Annotated in this window: 11 protein-coding genes; 5 read left to right on the top strand and 6 right to left on the bottom strand. The window is 50.1% G+C overall.

Annotation, left to right across the window (positions count from 1 at the left end; genetic code table 11):
- The first annotated feature begins 59 nt into the window (after nt 1-59).
- Nucleotides 60-1712 carry a phosphoglucomutase (alpha-D-glucose-1,6-bisphosphate-dependent) gene (gene pgm / locus ACO0K8_RS04390; RefSeq protein WP_422945398.1) on the top strand — a complete coding sequence of 551 codons (1653 nt, stop codon included), beginning with the start codon at nt 60-62 and terminating at the stop codon, nt 1710-1712.
- A 186-nt stretch (nt 1713-1898) separates the two neighbouring features.
- Here the strand turns inward: pgm and ACO0K8_RS04385 are convergent, their stop codons facing one another.
- From ACO0K8_RS04385 to ACO0K8_RS04360, 6 genes are all read right to left on the bottom strand, one after another.
- The gene (locus tag ACO0K8_RS04385; protein WP_422945397.1) at nt 1899-4007 is read right to left on the bottom strand and encodes a catalase; all 2109 of its coding nucleotides are present in this window, start codon (nt 4005-4007) and stop codon (nt 1899-1901) included.
- 104 nt (nt 4008-4111) lie between these two features.
- Entirely contained in the window at nt 4112-4684 is a 573-nt protein-coding gene (locus tag ACO0K8_RS04380) for a hypothetical protein (RefSeq protein WP_422945396.1), read from the bottom strand.
- 96 nt (nt 4685-4780) lie between these two features.
- A complete protein-coding gene (locus tag ACO0K8_RS04375; protein ID WP_422945395.1) occupies nt 4781-5902 on the bottom strand; it encodes a flavodoxin family protein in 1122 nt (373 codons plus the stop codon).
- 218 nt (nt 5903-6120) lie between these two features.
- Nucleotides 6121-6600 carry a hypothetical protein gene (locus ACO0K8_RS04370; RefSeq protein ID WP_422945394.1) on the bottom strand — a complete coding sequence of 160 codons (480 nt, stop codon included), beginning with the start codon at nt 6598-6600 and terminating at the stop codon, nt 6121-6123.
- Between the two features lie 40 nt (nt 6601-6640).
- A complete protein-coding gene (locus ACO0K8_RS04365; protein ID WP_422945393.1) occupies nt 6641-6823 on the bottom strand; it encodes a hypothetical protein in 183 nt (60 codons plus the stop codon).
- 362 nt (nt 6824-7185) lie between these two features.
- On the bottom strand, nt 7186-16116 hold the full coding sequence (locus ACO0K8_RS04360; protein ID WP_422945392.1) for a GH36-type glycosyl hydrolase domain-containing protein: 8931 nt from the start codon (nt 16114-16116) through the stop codon (nt 7186-7188).
- Between the two features lie 428 nt (nt 16117-16544).
- Between ACO0K8_RS04360 and ACO0K8_RS04355 the strand changes: the two genes are divergently transcribed.
- From ACO0K8_RS04355 to ACO0K8_RS04340, 4 genes are all read left to right on the top strand, one after another.
- Nucleotides 16545-16928 (top strand): DUF4398 domain-containing protein, encoded by a 384-nt coding sequence (locus ACO0K8_RS04355; protein WP_422945390.1) that lies wholly within the window; start codon nt 16545-16547, stop codon nt 16926-16928.
- Between the two features lie 104 nt (nt 16929-17032).
- Nucleotides 17033-17938 (top strand): OmpA family protein, encoded by a 906-nt coding sequence (locus tag ACO0K8_RS04350; RefSeq protein WP_422945389.1) that lies wholly within the window; start codon nt 17033-17035, stop codon nt 17936-17938.
- Between the two features lie 71 nt (nt 17939-18009).
- A complete protein-coding gene (locus ACO0K8_RS04345; protein ID WP_422945388.1) occupies nt 18010-18537 on the top strand; it encodes a ferritin-like domain-containing protein in 528 nt (175 codons plus the stop codon).
- Nucleotides 18538-18591: 54 nt separating this feature from the next.
- Nucleotides 18592-18894, top strand: coding sequence for a DUF883 family protein (locus tag ACO0K8_RS04340; RefSeq protein ID WP_422945387.1), 303 nt, complete (start codon nt 18592-18594; stop codon nt 18892-18894).
- Nucleotides 18895-19027: the final 133 nt, after the last annotated feature.

Raw genomic sequence — 19027 nt, 5'->3', positions numbered from 1 at the left:
ATGTCGATGATGTTCATATTCCGATTTCGGTAAGAATTCTATTAAGGTCAAATATTGATATGAAAAACAGCCCATACGCCGGCAAACTGGCGACTTCTGCGATGCTGGTCGATGTCCCCAAATTGATCGCGGACTATTACGCGGGCATTCCAGATCTTGCTGTGCCAGCCCAGCGTGTGATGTTCGGCACCTCGGGGCATCGGGGTTCTTCCTTAGAGCGCAGTTTTAATGAGTGGCACATACTCGCCATCAGTCAGGCGGTGTGCGATTACCGTGCCTGGCAAGGGATTAACGGCCCCTTGTTTCTTGGCCTTGACACCCATGCCTTGTCTATTCCAGCCAGTGCCAGCGCGCTAGAGGTGTTGGCGGCCAATGGGGTCGATGTGATGCTGGCACACAATGATGAATTTACTCCGACCCCGGCCATTTCGCTGGCCATACTGACGTATAACCGGGGACGACGCTCTGGTTTGGCTGATGGCGTCGTGATTACCCCTTCGCATAATCCACCGGATGCCGGTGGCTTTAAGTACAACCCGCCTAACGGTGGCGCGGCCGATACCCAGGTAACGGCGTGGATAGAAGCCAGAGCCAACGCACTCATTACCAGCGGTCTGAATGGCGTCAAAAGAATGCCACACGAACAGGCGATGCGTGCCAGCACCACGCATCGCTACGACTACCTCAATGCTTACGTTGACGAGCTCGATCAGGTCATCGACATGACCGCCATCCGCGCTGAAAGTATCCGTATGGCGGTGGATCCATTGGGTGGGGCAGGCGTGCATTATTGGGGGCGGATAGCCGAACGTTACCGGCTTGATTTAACAGTGCTCAATACTCAGGTGGACCCAACTTTTCGCTTCATGAGCGTTGATTGGGACGGCAAAATCCGTATGGACCCATCGTCACCGTTTGCCATGCAAAGTTTGCTGAGTCGGTTTGAACACGATCATTCTTACGATATCGCCTTTGCCTGCGATACCGACCATGATAGACATGGCATCGTTACGAAGAGTGCTGGCCTGTTACCGACTAACCATTATCTTGCGGTCGCGATCGACTATCTGTTTCAGCATCGTCCGCTATGGTCAAGCGAGATGAGCATCGGTAAGACGGTAGTCAGTAGCGAGATCATTAATCGTGTCGGTAGCAAATTAGATCGGCGCGTGCTCGAGGTGCCAGCAGGTTTTAAATGGTTCGCCGAGGGCTTGCACGATGGTATTTTAGGTTTTTGTGGAGAAGAAAGCGCTGGTGCCACGTTCTCGCGGATAGATGGGACTGTCTGGACTAGCGACAAAGATGGCATCACTGCCGCTTTGCTGTCGGCAGAAATTACCGCGCGCACGGGGATGGATCCTGGTGAAATTTATGCCAAGCTTGCCAGCGAATTGGGCGCTCCTGTGGGTGGTCGGATAGACGCCGTGGCTACGCCAGTGCAGAAGAAAAAGCTGTCCAATATATCGGCTCAGCAGCTGCAATGCGGCGAACTCGCGGGCGAGCAAATTCAACATATATTTACCAATGCACCTGGGAATAATGCGGCCATCGGCGGCGTTAAAGTCGTCACGGCCAATGGCTGGTTTGCAGCACGTCCATCCGGTACCGAGGATATTTATAAAATCTATGCCGAGAGTTTCCGCGACGAAGAACATTTGCAACGTATTCTGCTTGATGCGCAAGCGATCGTCGATCTAGCGCTTAATGCGTAATGCCTGGATGTGGCTTGGATGTGGCTTGATATGCTGAAACGATGGTCTGCTAGCGTGTATTTTTACTTTTTTTATAGAATTCAAATGCAAGCACGCCTGTCGCGCACTATCCATGCGGTTCGCAGACCAGATAGGCTGGAAAGCCGCATGGATAGTGCGCGGTGGCGGTATGTCATGGCGGGTTTTTTACGCCAGTGTTCTCACTCTCGCTTCACGGTCCCATTGACGGGTTTTTGCTGCTGCCATAAATTGTTTAAGCTGTTGTATCGCGATGACGCCAGCATCTGTTTGTAAGCCTGCCGCTTGGAGTAGTGTTGCACCACCTTGATCGATGCCTATCGCTTTTAAATGAGCGTACGCATCGCGTACAAAATCAATTGCTGCTGCGTCTTTGCTCAAACGTGCCGCGCTAGTCTGATCGAGCAGGACGACGATGGCATCGAACATGACCGAAGGCGTACCTGCTAGCTGAGCATCGATAATAAGAGTTGAACCATCGCTTAATGTGGTATTGCCGATTTTTTGTGCGATCAATTTTAATTTCGCACCAGCCTCGATGACTGCCTTGGTGAGTGCGTCGATACTAGGCTGGTCTGAGCCATGATCGATGAGTACGCCAACTGCGCGACCTTGCAGGGTGTCTTTCATGTTGGCGATCAACTGCAAGGCTGGCGATGGTTTCAGGATCTGTATCGTGCATGCGCTGATCATGGCTGGTGGTAGCTGCGCTATCCCTAATCCGGTTGCCAACCTTTGTGCCAGATCTTCATCGACATGGCGCATGTGGGCTAGCATGGCTAGCCGGATATGCGGATGCTCGACCTTGGAGAGTTCAAAAACAAAGGCCGAGGCAATATGCGCTTGCTCATAACTGCTTTGGCTGAGATAGAACTGACGTGCCTGGCTGTAATGGTCGGCAAAACTTTCTGCCCGAATCCGGCCTTTTACGCCGTTTTCTTCATTTGCCATACTGTAGAAGCCACTGTGCACCTGTTCGCGTGGCGAATCGGTGGCCAGCGTATTGGGCTCATACGACACGCGTCCAGTGGGCTGCGTCATTTGCATGTGACCGTCGCGCTGGTGATTGGCGTAAGGACACTTAGGCGCGTTGATTGGTAGTTGTTGGAAATTAGTAGAACCGAGGCGCGATAATTGCGTATCAAGATAAGAAAAGAGCCTACCCTGCAATAATGGGTCGTTGGAAAAGTCGATGCCTGGCACCAGATGCGATGGGCAAAAAGCGACTTGTTCTGTTTCTGCGAAAAAGTTATCTGGCCAGCGATTCAACACCATACGCCCGACGACTAATAAGGGCACCAGTTCCTCAGGGATTAGTTTGGTCGCATCGAGATGATCAAAAGGGAATTGTTCTGCTTGCTCTGGCGTGAATAACTGCACCGCCAGTTCCCACTCCGGAAAATCGCCGTCTATGATTGCTTGAAAAAATTCTCGGCGATGGAAATCGGGATCGGCACCGGCGATTTTGACAGTCTCATCCCAGATGGTCGATTGCATGCCAATTTTGGGGCGCCAGTGAAATTTGACAAAGCTCGCTTCATGATCGTCATTGATAAGTTTGAATGAGTGAATGCCGAAGCCTTCCATCATTCTCAGCGAGCGGGGCAGGGTACGATCGGACATGATCCACATTGCCATGTGCATCGCTTCCGGGGTGAGTGAGATAAAGTCCCAAAAAGTGTCGTGGGCGGTCGCTGCCTGTGGAAAGCCGCGATCGGGTTCCATTTTAATGGCATGCACTAAGTCGGGGAATTTGATCGCATCCTGAATAAAGAACACTGGTATGTTGTTACCGACCAGATCCCAGTTGCCTTGCTTGGTGTAAAACTTGACGGCAAAGCCTCGGGCATCACGCGGCGTGTCGGCTGAACCAGAACCTCCTGCGACAGTAGAAAACCGCGCAAATAGAGGGGTCTGTTGTCCCACTTCCGTCAGCACTTTGGCGCTGGTATATTGTTGTAGCGAATGCGTCAATTCGAAATAGCCATGTGCGCCTGTACCCCGCGCATGCACTACGCGTTCCGGAATCCTTTCGTGATCGAAATGGGTGATTTTTTCACGCAGGATAAAATCTTCCAACAAAGTGGGGCCACTTGGCGTAATTCTCAGCGAATTCTGATTGTCGGAAATCGGCACGCCTAAATTGCTGGTCAAATCCGACTGATCAGCGGTTTTCGCTTGATGCCACTCTCCGCCGCTACCGAAACTGATGGTGGCGTCAGACGGTGATGGTGGCAGCGCCACTTTATCCGAGGCTTTTTGTTTTTCTTTGTTCATGGTGATGCTCCCAAAATTGTCGCTGCTTCATTGACCGGTTCGTCGGCTTGCTCATAGGCTAGTTTGGTAGTGCGGGCTAGCAATAGGCATCTTATTAGCTTCGCTTAAGCAATGCTGTCGTCCTTGTAGCTGCCAACCGAGGCTTGTATGACCTCCTGCGCAATGGCAGTTTCTTGCTCGGTATTGGTTTGTGCGACCAGCACAAATTGTCCACTGGCGATCGCGTCGCCTATCAGTGTTGATAACCAGCCTTGTTTTTCTTTTATCTCTGCTGCTGATTTGCCGTCTTCTTTTTTCATTGCCCCTGCGGCTGCGCCGATCACGGCGCCCAGACTGGCACCCCAACCCATCATAACCAGTGGAGCAATCAGAGGGCTGGCGATAAATAGGCTGACGTTACCCGCGACCAGAGCCACTTGCGCCAATGCGCCCAAACCTGTGCCAATCGCGGTGCCGATGCTGCCATCGACCAAAATGTCTTTCAAGGATGCGTCACTGCCGGGTTCCACGGCGGCCTGATGCGGTATTGAGGCCGCAGGCGGTGCTGGGCTCATACTCGTGTCGAAAATTTGCAATTGTTCACGCGCCAGCCCTTTTGATACGAGAATGGCGAGTGTTGCTTCTGCTTCATTGCGCTGTGCAAAAAAGCCCGATACGTGATGACGATGGATGTCCATGTTGTTCTCCTTAGTGCCTTTGAATCGAAAAACGCATCAAAAGCGGTGTTGTATGATGTGTAAAGCGCAGGTGTTTGAGTTGGCGTAATTTGGCAATTATTTGGGACGTGGCCGCGATAAATGTGCCTGCGTTGCTGACAATCGCCCGGCACGTAACTCGACAACTGCCTTGGCGACGGCACGCGCCACATTGCGGGTTTCTTCCTGTATCGCGATATCGGTGTCTAGCGTATCGTGGCTACTGGCGTAGGGTTCGTAATAGCCGATATAGCGACCAAGCAGTGCCGGCGTACCTGAGTCGATCAAGCCCATCCAATCTAACCAGTCAGATAGTGCGCGACGCGTATCGTCGACACCGGCCACATCGCCGTGTACGATCAAGCCATAGGCGCGCCCGGCCAGATGCTGTGGATAAGACCATCCTGCCATTTCTATTTCCTTGGCTTTGGCGGCTTTCTTGCCTGAGGTTGAGGTGGGGTCGGGGTTGCCGCCATCGGCGCATACCAGACGGTCTATCATCAGTTTGAGAGGACTGGGGCTTTGGTACCAATACACAGGGCTGACTATGATCACCGCATGCGCGGCAGTCCAGCGTTCATAAATCTCTGCCATCCAGTCATTGGTTTGATTCAATGCATGATTCGGGTAACAACTGCAGGGCCAATGGCACAAGGGCATTGCGGTTGAGGCGCAGCCCTTGCATGGATGGATTTGGCGACCATATTCTGAGGTGAGCAAACTCAGATCTAGTACATCGGGCACGACGCCAGCTTGTTCCAGCGTTTCTTTGGCAATTTGCAGCAGCCGGAAACTTTTGGACACCTCGCCAGGGCAAGTGCCATCATTACGTGCCGAACCACAAATGAGCAATACTTTGGATGGAGTCGAAGTTTCAGCCCAACGCAATTGCGCCGCGGCCAGACTTTGTTTGGTGGCGATCCACTCTGTCGATAATTCGTAATTCGGATCGGCATATTCCGCTCCAGCTTTTTGGGTGAACGGTGCTTTGCGTCCTTCATGATAGGCCTGCCAGGCAAGCTCTTCTAGCCTGCTAATTGATGCGTCTTCAGCCCTAAACGCAGGATCGATGAAACTGCCACGAAAGCGCATGCCAAACTCTATCCGCGTCAGTTGATTCTGTGCCTGACCTGTACGTATCCATATCGGCTTGAACTCCTCTGACGGATCGGATACAGGCGCAGGAAAAATGCTGCTCATGGACTACTCCTTCAATGGTGATTTGAAAAAATGCAATCTTCTACTTGTTATTTTTATGACGTAAGAATGGGGGGAGGCGCAGCTTAGGTCTGTGCGTTGACCAACATAGGGCAGTAAAATCAGCTAAGAGCACACCGTAAAAAACAGCCGATTGGCAAGGTTTGCTATGGAGTTTAGTTGGCAACTTACCCAACAATTTTTCTATAGCGTTGGCGGCCTTAATACTTCCATGCGGCGACTATCTTTACACCTCTGTGCGCGCCGCGCAGACGTAACGCGCCATTTTCACTAAAACGATATTCCAATGTGGGGCGATCGCCATCCGGGGAGTAACGCAAAGAAAAATTGGATGTCGCCCCTGGAATTGCTTTTATTTTTTCACGAAGGTTAGCGGTTTGCTGTTTATTGCTGTATTCCTTACTAATGCGCGAGAGCATGCTTTCGTTGCCGCTAGAATGGCGTAATGCAGTTGCAGTTGCCGATGCTGACGCAGACGCAGACGCAGACGCAGACGCAGATGCAGTAGCTGTCGTAGCGGCACCCAAAGTCTCGCTTTTTTGTTGCGCGTCAATCTCGACTGCGCCAGGCAAGCTAGTCTCGATGTTTTTCAGATTATCCAGGTCGTACAGCTCCTGTGCACAAGAGAGCGATGCACAAATGAGCAGGATACTGAACCAGCAAGCCTTGATGAGTTTCATCGCTGTCTATCTGAAAAAATTCCAAACCAGAACCTGAGATTTAGTTTTCAACCAGGGTCATGTGATTCGGTAACTTGGAATAAGAACGACCGTGGGGCAGCAGGATTTTGATATGCGCGAATTCCCATTCCACCTCATTGGCTTCAGCGGCGGCCTTGGCTTTACGTAGCGCTAAACGATACCATTGCTGCGCTGGTGCCCTGTCTATATTGATCGTGATCATGATGTTTCCTGATGAAAATTTGAATGCCCTCTATTTTCTGCATGCATGAATGAAATTTTCTTTTATGCCTGGTAAGAACTTGCTTTACACAGTGAGCGCATCAAAGAAATTTCATTCATTTTTAGCTTAGGCTTTAACAATGAATGAATCCGTACGTTAGCGAACGAAGATAAGGAATAGACCGAGATTTTTATTCGTCGTAGCCAAAGCAGCTACTAATGACAACTCTCGCAAAATCCTGACAAAGCATGTCGCGATTGGACACGAGGATAAAACGCGGTCTCATGAGCCCTTGAAAGGCCCATGAGAGGTTTTGAATTGGTGGATTTTTCCAAGTGCTGACTTTTACGGACCGGCTTATATTAGACCTGAACTACGATTTCCACCGTATGGTTTTGCCGGTCGTCGATCAGCGCAATCAAGCCATCCGCTTGATTGACGCCATCGACAGTGATGCTGGCTGAGTTTGCTGTATCACTGTTTTGATTAACGCGGATGTGGTACATGGTGTCGCGATAGCGGTAGTGCAATTGATAGGTAGGCCAGTCGCGCGGCAGGCACGGACTGATCCTTAGTTTGTCTCCCATTAGCTGCAAACCTAGTAGCGACTCGGTCATCAAGCGATACATCCAACCAGATGATCCCGTATACCAGGTCCAGCCGCCACGACCTACGTGCGGTGCTACTGCATACACGTCGGCCGCGATGACATAAGGTTCGACTTTGTACTTGGCGATAGTCGCGGCCGAGTTGCCGTGATTTACCGGATTGATCATGCGCATTAATTCCCAGGCACGCTCCCGGTCAGCAAGTTCGCCGTTTGTTCCCATCTTAGCAAATGCCATGGCGGTCCAGATAGCGGCATGCGTATACTGTCCGCCGTTCTCGCGTACACCAGGGACATAGCCGCGTATGTAGCCCGGATTTTGATCAGATTTGTTAAAGGGCGGGTCGAGCAATTGTATGATGGCGTCGTCACGCCTTACCAAACGACGGTCGACCGCTTGCATGGCCATTTTCGATCTGGCCCGGTCTCCTGCTCCAGATAATATTGACCAGCTTTGTGAGATGGAATCGATCTGACATTCAATATTTTGGTCCGAACCGAGTGGCGTACCATCGTCAAAATAGGCGCGACGATACCAATTACCGTCCCAACCATTGCTCTCTATATTCTGCTGCAGTGTCGTGGCTTCCTGATGACAGCGTTCTTTAAATGGGGTGTCATTTTTCATCGCCGCGACTTCAGAAAAACGCATCAGCACTTCATACAGGAAAAAGCTGAGCCAGATACTTTCACCCTTGCCGTGTTGCCCTACCTTGTCCATACCATCGTTCCAATCGCAAGATCCGATCAACGATAAGCCATGCACGCCGAATTTTAAGCCGCGCTCTATCGCCCTGACACAATGGACGTATAGGGTGGCGGTTTCTGGTGAAAGGATAGGCAGATCGTAGTAGGAATCTTCGTCCTGATTGAGTGCACGTCCTTCAATAAAATGGATAGTTTCGTCGAGTATGCCGCTGTCGCCTGTGCACGATATATAACGATGCACCGCCAGTGGCAACCATAAGAAATCATCCGAACAGTGGGTGCGGACTCCTCTATCGGTTGGCGGGTGCCACCAATGCTGCGCATCGCCTTCGATGAACTGGTGTGCGGCGCTCAATAATAAATGCTCACGTACCAGCTTGGGCTCGCTATGCACCAGTGCCATAGTGTCTTGCAGCTGATCTCGGAAACCGAAAGCGCCGCCCGATTGATAATAGCCGCTGCGTGCCCACAAACGACAGGCTATCGTCTGGTACATCAGCCAGCCGTTGGCGAGTACGTCAAAGGCCGGATCGGGCGTCTCGACCTGCACCGCACCTAGTGTTTGCTGCCAATAGGCGTGTACCGCAGCCAGGGCTTCTTGCGCAGCAGTGACGCCACGATAACGCTGTACCAGTTGGCTAACATCGGTACGTCGGGTGTCGGCGACACCGAGCATAAAGACCAATTCTTTTTGTTGGCCTTGACCTAATTCAAACTGTACTTGCATGGCGGCGCAGGGGTCTAAGCTTGCGCCAACCTTACCGGACAAGCGAATTTGTTCCATTGCTGCAGGGTTGTGCAGCGAACGGTTACGACCGATAAATTCATTACGGTCGCCGCTAAAACTGCGTGTGCTGCTATCGACATCAAAAAACGCGGTGCGTCGGGTAAATTCTGTATTGTAGGGATTGCGGGCAAACAGTGCATTCGTGGCAGGATCGGTTTCGGTATGGATATGCATGACTGATTTCGGCCGTAAATCACCCAGCACCCATTCCACATAGCCGGTGGCAGATAATTGCCGGGTTCGGTCAGTATCATTGCGGACCCGCAGTACCGAATATTTGATCGAGGCATCCAGGGCGACATATACGGTCAATTCAGAAACTAAACCATCTTCGCTATGTTCAAAAACACTGTAGCCGAATCCATGTCGCGTTACATAATCACCCGTGCCGCGACATGGCAACGGAGTAGGGGACCAGTAACGGCCGCTCTCTTCGTCGCGCAGATAAAATACTTCTCCACCCAAATCGCTGACCGGGTCATTGGCCCAGGGCGTCAGGCGGAATTCATGCGCGTTCTCACCCCAGGTATAGGCTTGACCGCTTTCTGAGACGACCGTGCCGAACTGTGGATTTGCCAATACGTTCACCCAAGGTGCTGGCGTAACTTGATCGCTGGATGTAGTAATGACATATTCGCGCCCGTCTGGTGTGAAACCACCTATGCCATTGGTCAGGATTAGATCTCGTCTTGGTAGCAGTTTGTCCGTGTTGACCCAGTCTTTTGGCTCAACGTTAATCGGTCGCAAACGTGGCACTCGGGGTTCAACAAGATTAGGTGGGCTGGTCAGTTCATCTGCGGTCGCGTTGTTAAATGGAAAGAAGCGGCGACGCTCTTCCGATGGTTCAGGGCGGTTGATCTGTTCTGTCACCGGTGCGACCTTGGCAGTAAAACTATTTCTACGCTCTTTCACCATATCACGGCGATTGATTTGTTCGGCCAAGGTGCCACGACTATCGGACAAAATGGCGCGCGCCACAGATTGAAATAATAAACGGTCTTCATTGGAAATCTGATCGATGACGCGGACAAAAATTCCGCCTGGCTTATTAATTGCGTGGGCGCCAGTGACGGACGAAATTAGCCCGATGATTTGTTCCTGCAACTCCTGCCTGTAACCGTTATGTTCTTCGTTCCAGATCGCCAGATCCACTGCCAGCCCTTTTGAGCGCCAGTAAGCATGCGCCTGTACCAATTGCCTGACTAATTCAATGTTTTCCTGGTTTTTTATCTGTACCAGTACGATAGGCAAGTCGCCAGAGATAGCGTGACTCCATAGGCCAGATTGACCGCGTTGATTGCGGATCAATATGCCGGGCTCGGCTCTAAGCATGGGATTGATAAACACCACGGAATTGGCCAGACGTCCATATAACTGGGCATCTGCTTCGCTGGCGTTGAGTTGACGTAACATGACCTGGCTATGTGTCCAGGATAATTCGACCACGCGATCAGCCAGATGTCTGTCCTGATATTTTTCTATCAGTTCAAGACAGACGGCGCGCGAGTCTGCGATGCCTGTCACTATATCAAAACTTGCAGATTCTTCTGGGTCAAGCGTGATCAGATGACGTATTGCCACAATCGGGTCAAGTACCGAACCTTGAGAATTGCTCAGTGCACCGCGCTCCAGCATCGCTTGTGGTGCAGCTACGGTATTGCCCCTGCCTATGAATTGCATACGATCGGTTTCATAAGATACCGCGTTGATCTCGCCGCCATGCACGGCCATCAGATGGAACATCCAGGGGGTTTTTTCTTCATGTGAACGAGGCCGGCGCGTGCAAAGTACGGCATGTTGCGGCTCGATGATTTCGGTCTGGACAAATAAATTACTGAAGGCAGGATGCATTGCATCGGCCGCTGCTGGCGCTAGTACTACTTCCGCATAGCTGGTAATTTCTATGGTGCGACGATAGCGTGAGCGGTTAGTGATGCGGGTGCGGCGTAATTCGATATCATCTTCCGGCGAGACCACCACCTCTGTGTGCATGTTGAAGTTATTGTCACTACGCCGAAATTCGGCGCGTCCCTCGGAGAAAATCACTTCATAGCTGCTAGGCTGTGCTAACGTAGGTTGGTATGTGGTAGACCAGAAATGACCATTTTCCATATCGCGGACGTAACAGAATGACCCCCAATTGTCGCGCGTGCTGTCCTCGCGCCAACGGGTGATCGCCGTGTCATACCAGCGGCTGTAGCTGCCACCGGCACTGGTCATCATGACGTGATAGCGGCCATTTGACAGTAACTGGACCTCCGGCGTACGCGGATCTGGACGCTGTAATACTCTAAACTGCATCTCCTGATCGTTGGCGGTAGTGCGAATGTCGGCCAGTTCGGTGGTGTTAGAGTAGCTGGCGCTCGCTTTGGGGACGCGTTCATGCAGCAATTGTATGGTCGCTTGAAACAGCGGATCCGACACAAAGCGTTTTTGCATGGGCCGATCAAGCAACAGGTAGGCTAGCGACAGGAAGCCCATGCCCTGATGGTGTGTCATGAAAGACCGGATGACGGTATTGCTCTGCCCACGCGGCAAGCGCGCCTGTGTGTAATCGATGGCCTCGTAGAATCCAAACTGGCCTTCAAAACCTAAAGCTGCCAGGTCTTGTAGGTTCTTGCACGCTTGTTCGGGTGCAATCATCAAGGCCATCATGGAGGCGTACGGGGCAATCACCAAATCATCGCCAAGGCCGCGCTTGAAGCCCAGGCCTGGCACTCCAAAGGCACGATATTGATAATTCAAACTGGCATCGAAGGCGTTGTAACCTGATTCTGAAATTCCCCAAGGTACTCCGCGTTGTTCCCCATAGGTGATTTGGCGTTGCACTGCGGATTGATAGGTCTGATCGAGTAAGGTGTTATCAAATGTCGGCATCACTAATAGCGGCATCAGATATTCAAACATGGAGCCGCTCCACGACAATAATATAGGCTCGCCGCCAGCGATGGTGAGTTGGCGCCCTAGTGCAAACCAGCTCTCCTGTGGAAGTTGGCCTTGCGCGATGGCGACAAAGGCAGCCAGACGCGCCTCGGACGCGAGCAGGTCATAACAGCTGACATCGCGACGTCGTTCGGTAACGTTGTAACCAATTGCCAGTAGGTGCGTGGTGGAATCATACAGAAAGCCGTAATCCATCTGGGCTGATTCTGTACATACCTGCGCAAGTTGCTCGATCAGGAGTAAACGTTCATTTGCCCGCGCACTGCCATCAGCGACCATTTGACGCAACCCCCGAATATGTTCTAGCTGTTCCTGTGAGATGTGTTGCTCGGTAGCTCTAGCGCCTTCACTCTTCTCAAAGCTAGTTTTCATAGTAAATTCCAGCTGTGCTAACTGGCGCAGACTAGGGATGTTGGCCAGCCCGGGAAATTCATGTATCCATTCGGCCGGTGTCAGTATGCTTGTCCAAGGAGCTAGCGTGTCTAGTTCACTCAAGGCGTCCAGACATTGTTGCGCCAACGCGGATGCCCAGACTTGGCGTTGTGGGTCTGACGTAATCTCAAGGCTAGCGAGGAAATTACTGGCTGCATGACTGAGACGCAACAGAAGGTCGTGCGCGACTATCAGTGTTTCGGGCGGCAACAGGCACGCCATTGTCAAATCTTTGTTGAACAGCGTTAATGTTTTCTTCAGATCGTTGCCGTTAGTCGCAAGCAGAATTTCATACGTATCGCGAATTCCATGAAACACGCGGTGCCCAAAAATAGGCGCATCCGTCAGCGCAATCAGGCCAGGGCGTAAGGTCAATAAATGTCCGGCGAGATTGCCGCTATCTACCGCCGATACGTAGATGGGATGTAGTGGCGTCAGGTATTGTGTGTCGTACCAATTATAGAAGTGGCCCTGATAGCGTTCTAGTTTCGCCATCGTCTGCAAAGTGTTTTTTGTGCGCGTGATCATTTGTCCAGCCGTGATGTAGGCAAAATCATAGGCGGCAAGATTAGCCAGTAGTGATACCCCGATATTGGTCGGCGAGGTTCGGCGCGCAACGGCGGCAACTGGGTATTCCTGGACATTGTCAGGCGGCAACCAATTGTCTTTTTCTGTCACATAGGTTTCAAAGAATAACCAGGTTTTACGCGATAGTGATGCCAGAAAGATTTTTTGTTCTTCGGTTAGATGGGCAGGCCGACGTGCAATTGGCCGGCTGATCCAGTAGGCGACAAAAGGCGATGCCAGCCATAGCAATAGAATCGGCGCAGCTGCCGTTAAGGCCATCGGTTTTTCCGAAAACAAATAGATCGCGGTTGCCAGCGCAAGACTCGGCGCTACCCACATTTGCTTAAGGTAAGACCTGAGACCATTAACTGATTGACGATTCGTTTCGCTGGAGGGCTTCCATTCTAGTAAGCGCCTGCGCGAAAACAGAATACGCCATTGGGTTCGGATAATGGCATCTAGGTTAAACCAGGCTTCATAGGGTAAAAAAGCAAGCGTTAATGCCGCCTGAATAGAATGTTGATTGGTCGCTCGCATTACACCGGACAAATGTTGGCGTAATAGCACGTCCTCAGGTCTCTTGAGCAAGTGAAATATGAAAGAGCAAAACGCAGGTATCAGTAAAATCGCCAATGCACTGGCACTCCAGAACCAGCTCGACGGCAATACGGTCCAGCCTATGAGTAACAGCGCGGTGAGCGCGATCGGTACGACGCTGCGCCTTAGATTGTCAAATAATTTCCAGCGTGAGAGCGACGATAATGGGTTGCGACAACGTGTTATTTTTCCTGTATTTGCATCGCGCCCGCCCGGGACATTTGGGAATAGCCACGACGCTATCTGCCAGTCGCCGCGTATCCAGCGGTGTCGTCGACTGACGTCAGCGGCGTAACTTGATGGGTGTTGTTCATGTAACTGTACATCGCTAATCAAGCCGGCGCGGGCATAGCAACCCTCGAGCAGATCATGGCTGAGAATGCGGTTTTCAGGCATGCGTCCGTTTAACGCATGCTCAAAGACATCAACTTCGTAAATGCCCTTACCGATGAAGGAGCCTTCGCCAAATACGTCTTGATAGACATCCGATACTGTTCGGGTATAAGGGTCTATACCGACCTCACCACCGCATAGTAATTCATAGCGCGAGGCATTAGCGCCGGGTAAGCTGACCGCGACTCGGGGCTGCAAGACACCGTAACCTTCGCAGACGCGCTGAAGTTTTTCGTCGTAGCATGCACGATTCAAGGGATGCGCCATGGTCGCTACAAACTTGCGTGCTGCGTCACGCGGTAATTCAGTATCAGTATCGAGCGTGATCACATAACGAATGTTCTCGATGTTGTCAATATTGCCAACGATGAGTGAAAAAGCGTCCTTTGCGCCGCCACGCAAGAAAGCGTTGAGATCCGCTAACTTGCCGCGTTTTCGTTCATAAGCCATCCAGCTCTTTTCTTGTGCATTCCAACGTCTTGGTCTATGCAGCAAAATAAAATGGTCAAAAGGCGAGTCCAGGCTGCGGTACTTGGTATTTAATTCATCGATATTATTTTTGGCAAAATGCAGTAAATGGGCATCTGTAGACAGTGTCTCTGTGGTGGCATCTGCAAAATCGCTGAGTAGACAAAAATGTAGATTGGCATCGCGGTTGGCCAAAAACCTCACCTCCAGGGCCTCGGTCAGGCTATCGATATTGGTTTTATTAAACAGCAGCGTTGGTACGACAACCAAACTACTTGAATCGGCTGGTATGCCAGTAGAAAAATCCATGCGCGGGAGTAATTTTGGCATGGTCAGTAAAGTAGCAAGCCAATTTACTAATGCGAGTGCTAACTGGCTGGTGGCAAGCAAGGAAAACAGGGCGACCAATCCTAAGAGGTAATGGTTAACACCATCGAAATACGCTTTGCTGGCAATCGCGCCTGTCGCCAGCAGGCTCAAGAGGACAATACTACTGAGGTAAATACTTAATGGAGCCTCTGCACCAATGCGTTTAAGTGCTTTGATCAGAGGTAGTTGAAAGGCAGCAGAGCGCTCTAACTCTCGCACACCACGACCAATTAAGTAATAGCCAACGTGGCTAGTGCGGTCATTGCAAGCTTGGTTTGTCGTGTTGTTTCCATTGCTTCTGCTGGCAAAACGGATGGCATTATCTGCCACTTCAACCTCAGATAAGCTGCTGTGCTTTGCGATATTTTCGATGACATGGCGATACCGATCACGCGTGGAAAAATCCATTTTGTCATACACATTCGCTGGATCCTTGCGCAAAATATGCTCGACCAGGCTCATGTTTTCTACAAATTCGCGCCAGTCCATGCTGCTTAGAAAGCGTAAACTCCCAATGCTATTGCTAATTGAGACTTGGTCTGCCGCCTGTTGTTGTGATTCAGACTGCACCAGTTGCTCTATCGTCAGACCGGTCTCGGCAAGGCGGTGCGAAAGCCAGGTCAATGGCAGCATGAGTGCCGGACTTTGCCCTTGCAGACGCCGTACCAATTCTGCCACGAATGAACTATCCAAAGGCGGGTTGGAGCGCGCCATATCGGCAACCAGTAAGATCAAATTATTCGGATCTTTCTCTGCTGTCTCCGCCATATTCTCAGCCCAAGAACAGGCCAGATTCCGATTCACTCTGGCGTTCGCAAGTCGTGCAGAAACACGACGCAAATTTTCAATTAATGCCAGACGCAACATAATGGGAATAGCCCACAGCTCACCTAATTTTAAGGTGGTTATTTGCTGGTAGGCGGCGACAAAACTACTAAGGCCTTCTGGATCAACGCGACCATCACCATGCGAGATGGTCTCTAAGGCGATGTCGTACACCCTCGGTCTGCCAGCAGAGTTTCCGCTGGACAGGCGGGGTAATTCTTTACTGTAATTCTTTGGCAGATGTCGCTTGGCAGTGCGTATTTGTTCTTCAATTAGATAAAAATTGTCGAGTAACCACTCGGCGCCAGGCGTCACTTGTCTGCCAATTTTGACTGCTGCAGTCAGTTGGTTACAAGTATCAATAATCACCGCTTCATTATCTGCCAGGCGCGACAATAAATGATCGCGTACCCATCCGGTGCTTAACTTATGCGTATTGGCGAGTATCCGCCCATGTTGTTCCATTTGCAGGGCGCTAAACAATTCCGCACGTAACGGCAGCGCATCAATTTCCTGCCGGTCATGCGCGTTTTCGGCGGAAAGAAAATTCTTTAATGAAACGAAAATATCGCGCAAAGAGTTGTTGTCTGGTTTCACTGATGACGCTTCTTTCTATTGTAAGACTGACGCCAAATCGGTCTAGCTAAACGTGCCGTCAAAGGGGCTAATTCCGTTCGGCAGGGCGGCTACAAGGACGCTGGTGCGATTTTTTGTAAGTTCTATACCGGTTGAGTCTCTAAAAGACAGAGATCTAATTTAATGTTGTTGATGTTAAGGCCGGATGAAAAAAATGATGGTGCGCTAGCGCACATAAGAGAAAGTCAATTGACATGGTGATTTCAATTTGCGGTAGACAAATTTACTGTAGCGTAGCAAGTCAAATTTTCACTCGATGTATTGGTCCCGGTCATGAAATAAAAATAATTACTGTGTGCGTCAACGTACATACCGGTAACGTCACTGCGCCTATAACCTTAATCATCAAACGTAAAACTACTTTTGAATTTGCGGTCTACCGGAGAAATATGATGAAAAAAAATAGAGAAATTGGCCTCTTGGCACTTTGTAGTCTTGTCGTAGTGTTGACTGTCGCTTGTACCAGCATGAAGGTGCCTGCTAACGCTGACGTCGCGGTGTCAAAAGCGGCAGTAGATAATGCGGCCACTGCTGGAGGGGCCGAGTTCGCGCCTATGGAAATGACATCTGCACGTGAAAAAATGGCGTCGGCAAATATTGCCTTGACGAAAAAAGATTATAAGTTGGCGATCGACCTGGCCAACCAGGCGCAAGCCGATGCAAAGCTAGCGCAAAGCAAGGCCACATCGGCAAAGGCACAAGCGGCGGCAGATGCCTTGCAAGAGGACATTGGCGTGTTACGTGAAGAATTAAATCGTGCAAATCAAAAATGAATTTTTGTAAGAAAAGTCAAACAAAAATCGTCAAAAAACGTTGATTGCGGCGCAATAAATTCAATAGTGAAAATATCGAATTGAACAACCTTAAAGGAAACATCATGAAAAAAATTCTATTTATCCGATCAAAATTAACTCCGGTCTTGTTGGCAATTACGGTACTGGTCGGCGCTTGCAGTTCTATGCCGAAGACTACCAGTTTGCTTGATCAAACACGTAGCGACTATGTGCTTGCGCAAAATGATTCTAAAGTGATGAATTATGCTCGTTCAGAAATGAAACAGGCGGGCGATGCATTGACACAGGCAAATGATGCTGCCAGCAAGAAAGAAAGCGACGAAAAAATTGACAAGTTGGCATACCTAGCTAAACAAAAAATCGCAACGACCCAAGAAATCGCCAATCAACGATACGCCGAAGCTGAGATAGCCAACGCTGGTAAAGAACGCGATCAAATTCGCCTGGATCAACGCAGTTTGGAAGCCAATCAGGAAAGGGCAAAAGCGAATCAGGCCAATGCCATAGCTGACCAATCGAGATTGGCGGCGCAGGTGGCCCAAGGGGAGACGATAGAAGCACAAGCACGCGCTGCTCAGCTGGAAAAACAGCTGGCTGATCTTGCTGCTAAAAAAACCGAACGCGGGATCATCATCACTATCGGCGATGTGCTATTTGGTACAGATCTGGCACGTCTGAATCCTGAGGGCATGCGCACGACACAAAAGCTGGCGGACATATTGCAGCAAAACCCGCAACGCACCGTACTGGTAGACGGTTTTACCGACAACACCGGTTCGCCTGAACATAATCAGGATTTGTCAGAGCGTCGTGCTTCTGCCGTGCGTAGTGCTTTGCAATTGGCTGGCGTCAATCGGGACCGTATTGCAATACGTGGTTATGGAATGTCATATCCAATCGCTGCCAATGATACGCCAGCAAATCGCCAGCTGAACCGACGGGTAGAGATTGTTCTCTCTGATGCCACTGGAAAAATCGCACCGCGTTGAATTTGTTCATCACTGTGTGAATTTATTTTACATAGAGATCTGATATTTCCGAAGTCTACTGAAAGTTAATTATGCGTGAAGATAATAAATTTGGAATTGATACTGCCGCTATCCGCGCTGCCGCAAAAGACATGGATGACGGTGCGGTAACAGCCGGCTATCAGGCCGATAGAAAAAAAGTGATTGCCTTGTTAAATGGCGCGTTGGCTACCGAACTGGTGTGTGTGTTGCGCTACAAGCGACATTATTACACCGCTAGTGGCTTGCAAAACGGCCCAATAAAGGCTGAATTTTTACAACACGCAATTGAAGAACAGGGCCACGCTGATCTATTGGCGGAACGCATTGTGCAATTGAACGGTAAGCCAGATTTTAATCCAGCGACATTGATAGAGCGTAGTCATGCCGAGTATGACGATTCCGATAGTATTCAGAATATGATCAAGGCCAATTTGATCGCTGAGAGAATTGCCATTGAAGCCTATCGTCAGATGATAGAAACGATAGGCGAAACCGATCCCACTACGCGCCATATGTTGGTTGGAATTATGGCGGTCGAAGAAGAACATGCCGACGATATGCGCGATTTACTCGCATAAAAATTTGCATAAAACGCAGTCTAATTTTTTTACTTATCCACTCAGGAGAACACCATGTTGGAATCAAATATCAGAGTAATGAACAAAGATGTTAATACTATTATTAAAGATGCACAGGCATTGTTTCACGATGCCGCTACCTTGACAGGTGAAAAAGCCACTGAGGCGCGCCAGCATGCTATGAAATTGCTTGATAGCGCTATGGTAAACGCAAATGACGCGCGCGCGAGCGCGATGGTCGCCGGCAAAGAAATGGCGGTGTCAGCAGACCATTACGTTAAAGAAAATCCATGGAAAACTATCAGCGCGGCAGCCAGTATAGGATTGTTATTGGGTGTGATTCTTGGTCGAAAATAGCTTTAAACGTATGCAAATAGGGTATTAATACTTCAGAGGCTGCTATGCAGCTTTTGTTTTTTTTAAAGTTTTTTATGTGTTGATGTCGTAAGGAGAACAGCCAACGGTATCTTTGATAGGAGCTGTGTTCTTA

The organism is Undibacterium sp. Ren11W, assembly GCF_049340485.1.
Classification (GTDB): Bacteria; Pseudomonadota; Gammaproteobacteria; order Burkholderiales; family Burkholderiaceae_D; genus Undibacterium.
This window is presented reverse-complemented; position numbering and strand designations above follow the sequence as displayed.

What these genes read in the sequence shown, in the direction of transcription:
- pgm (WP_422945398.1), top strand. Translation starts at nt 60, where the DNA reads ATGAAAAACAGCCCATACGCCGGCAAACTGGCGACTTCTGCGATGCTG.
- ACO0K8_RS04385 (WP_422945397.1), bottom strand. Translation starts at nt 4,007, where the DNA reads ATGAACAAAGAAAAACAAAAAGCCTCGGATAAAGTGGCGCTGCCACCA.
- ACO0K8_RS04380 (WP_422945396.1), bottom strand. Translation starts at nt 4,684, where the DNA reads ATGGACATCCATCGTCATCACGTATCGGGCTTTTTTGCACAGCGCAAT.
- ACO0K8_RS04375 (WP_422945395.1), bottom strand. Translation starts at nt 5,902, where the DNA reads ATGAGCAGCATTTTTCCTGCGCCTGTATCCGATCCGTCAGAGGAGTTC.
- ACO0K8_RS04370 (WP_422945394.1), bottom strand. Translation starts at nt 6,600, where the DNA reads ATGAAACTCATCAAGGCTTGCTGGTTCAGTATCCTGCTCATTTGTGCA.
- ACO0K8_RS04365 (WP_422945393.1), bottom strand. Translation starts at nt 6,823, where the DNA reads ATGATCACGATCAATATAGACAGGGCACCAGCGCAGCAATGGTATCGT.
- ACO0K8_RS04355 (WP_422945390.1), top strand. Translation starts at nt 16,545, where the DNA reads ATGATGAAAAAAAATAGAGAAATTGGCCTCTTGGCACTTTGTAGTCTT.
- ACO0K8_RS04350 (WP_422945389.1), top strand. Translation starts at nt 17,033, where the DNA reads ATGAAAAAAATTCTATTTATCCGATCAAAATTAACTCCGGTCTTGTTG.
- ACO0K8_RS04345 (WP_422945388.1), top strand. Translation starts at nt 18,010, where the DNA reads ATGCGTGAAGATAATAAATTTGGAATTGATACTGCCGCTATCCGCGCT.
- ACO0K8_RS04340 (WP_422945387.1), top strand. Translation starts at nt 18,592, where the DNA reads ATGTTGGAATCAAATATCAGAGTAATGAACAAAGATGTTAATACTATT.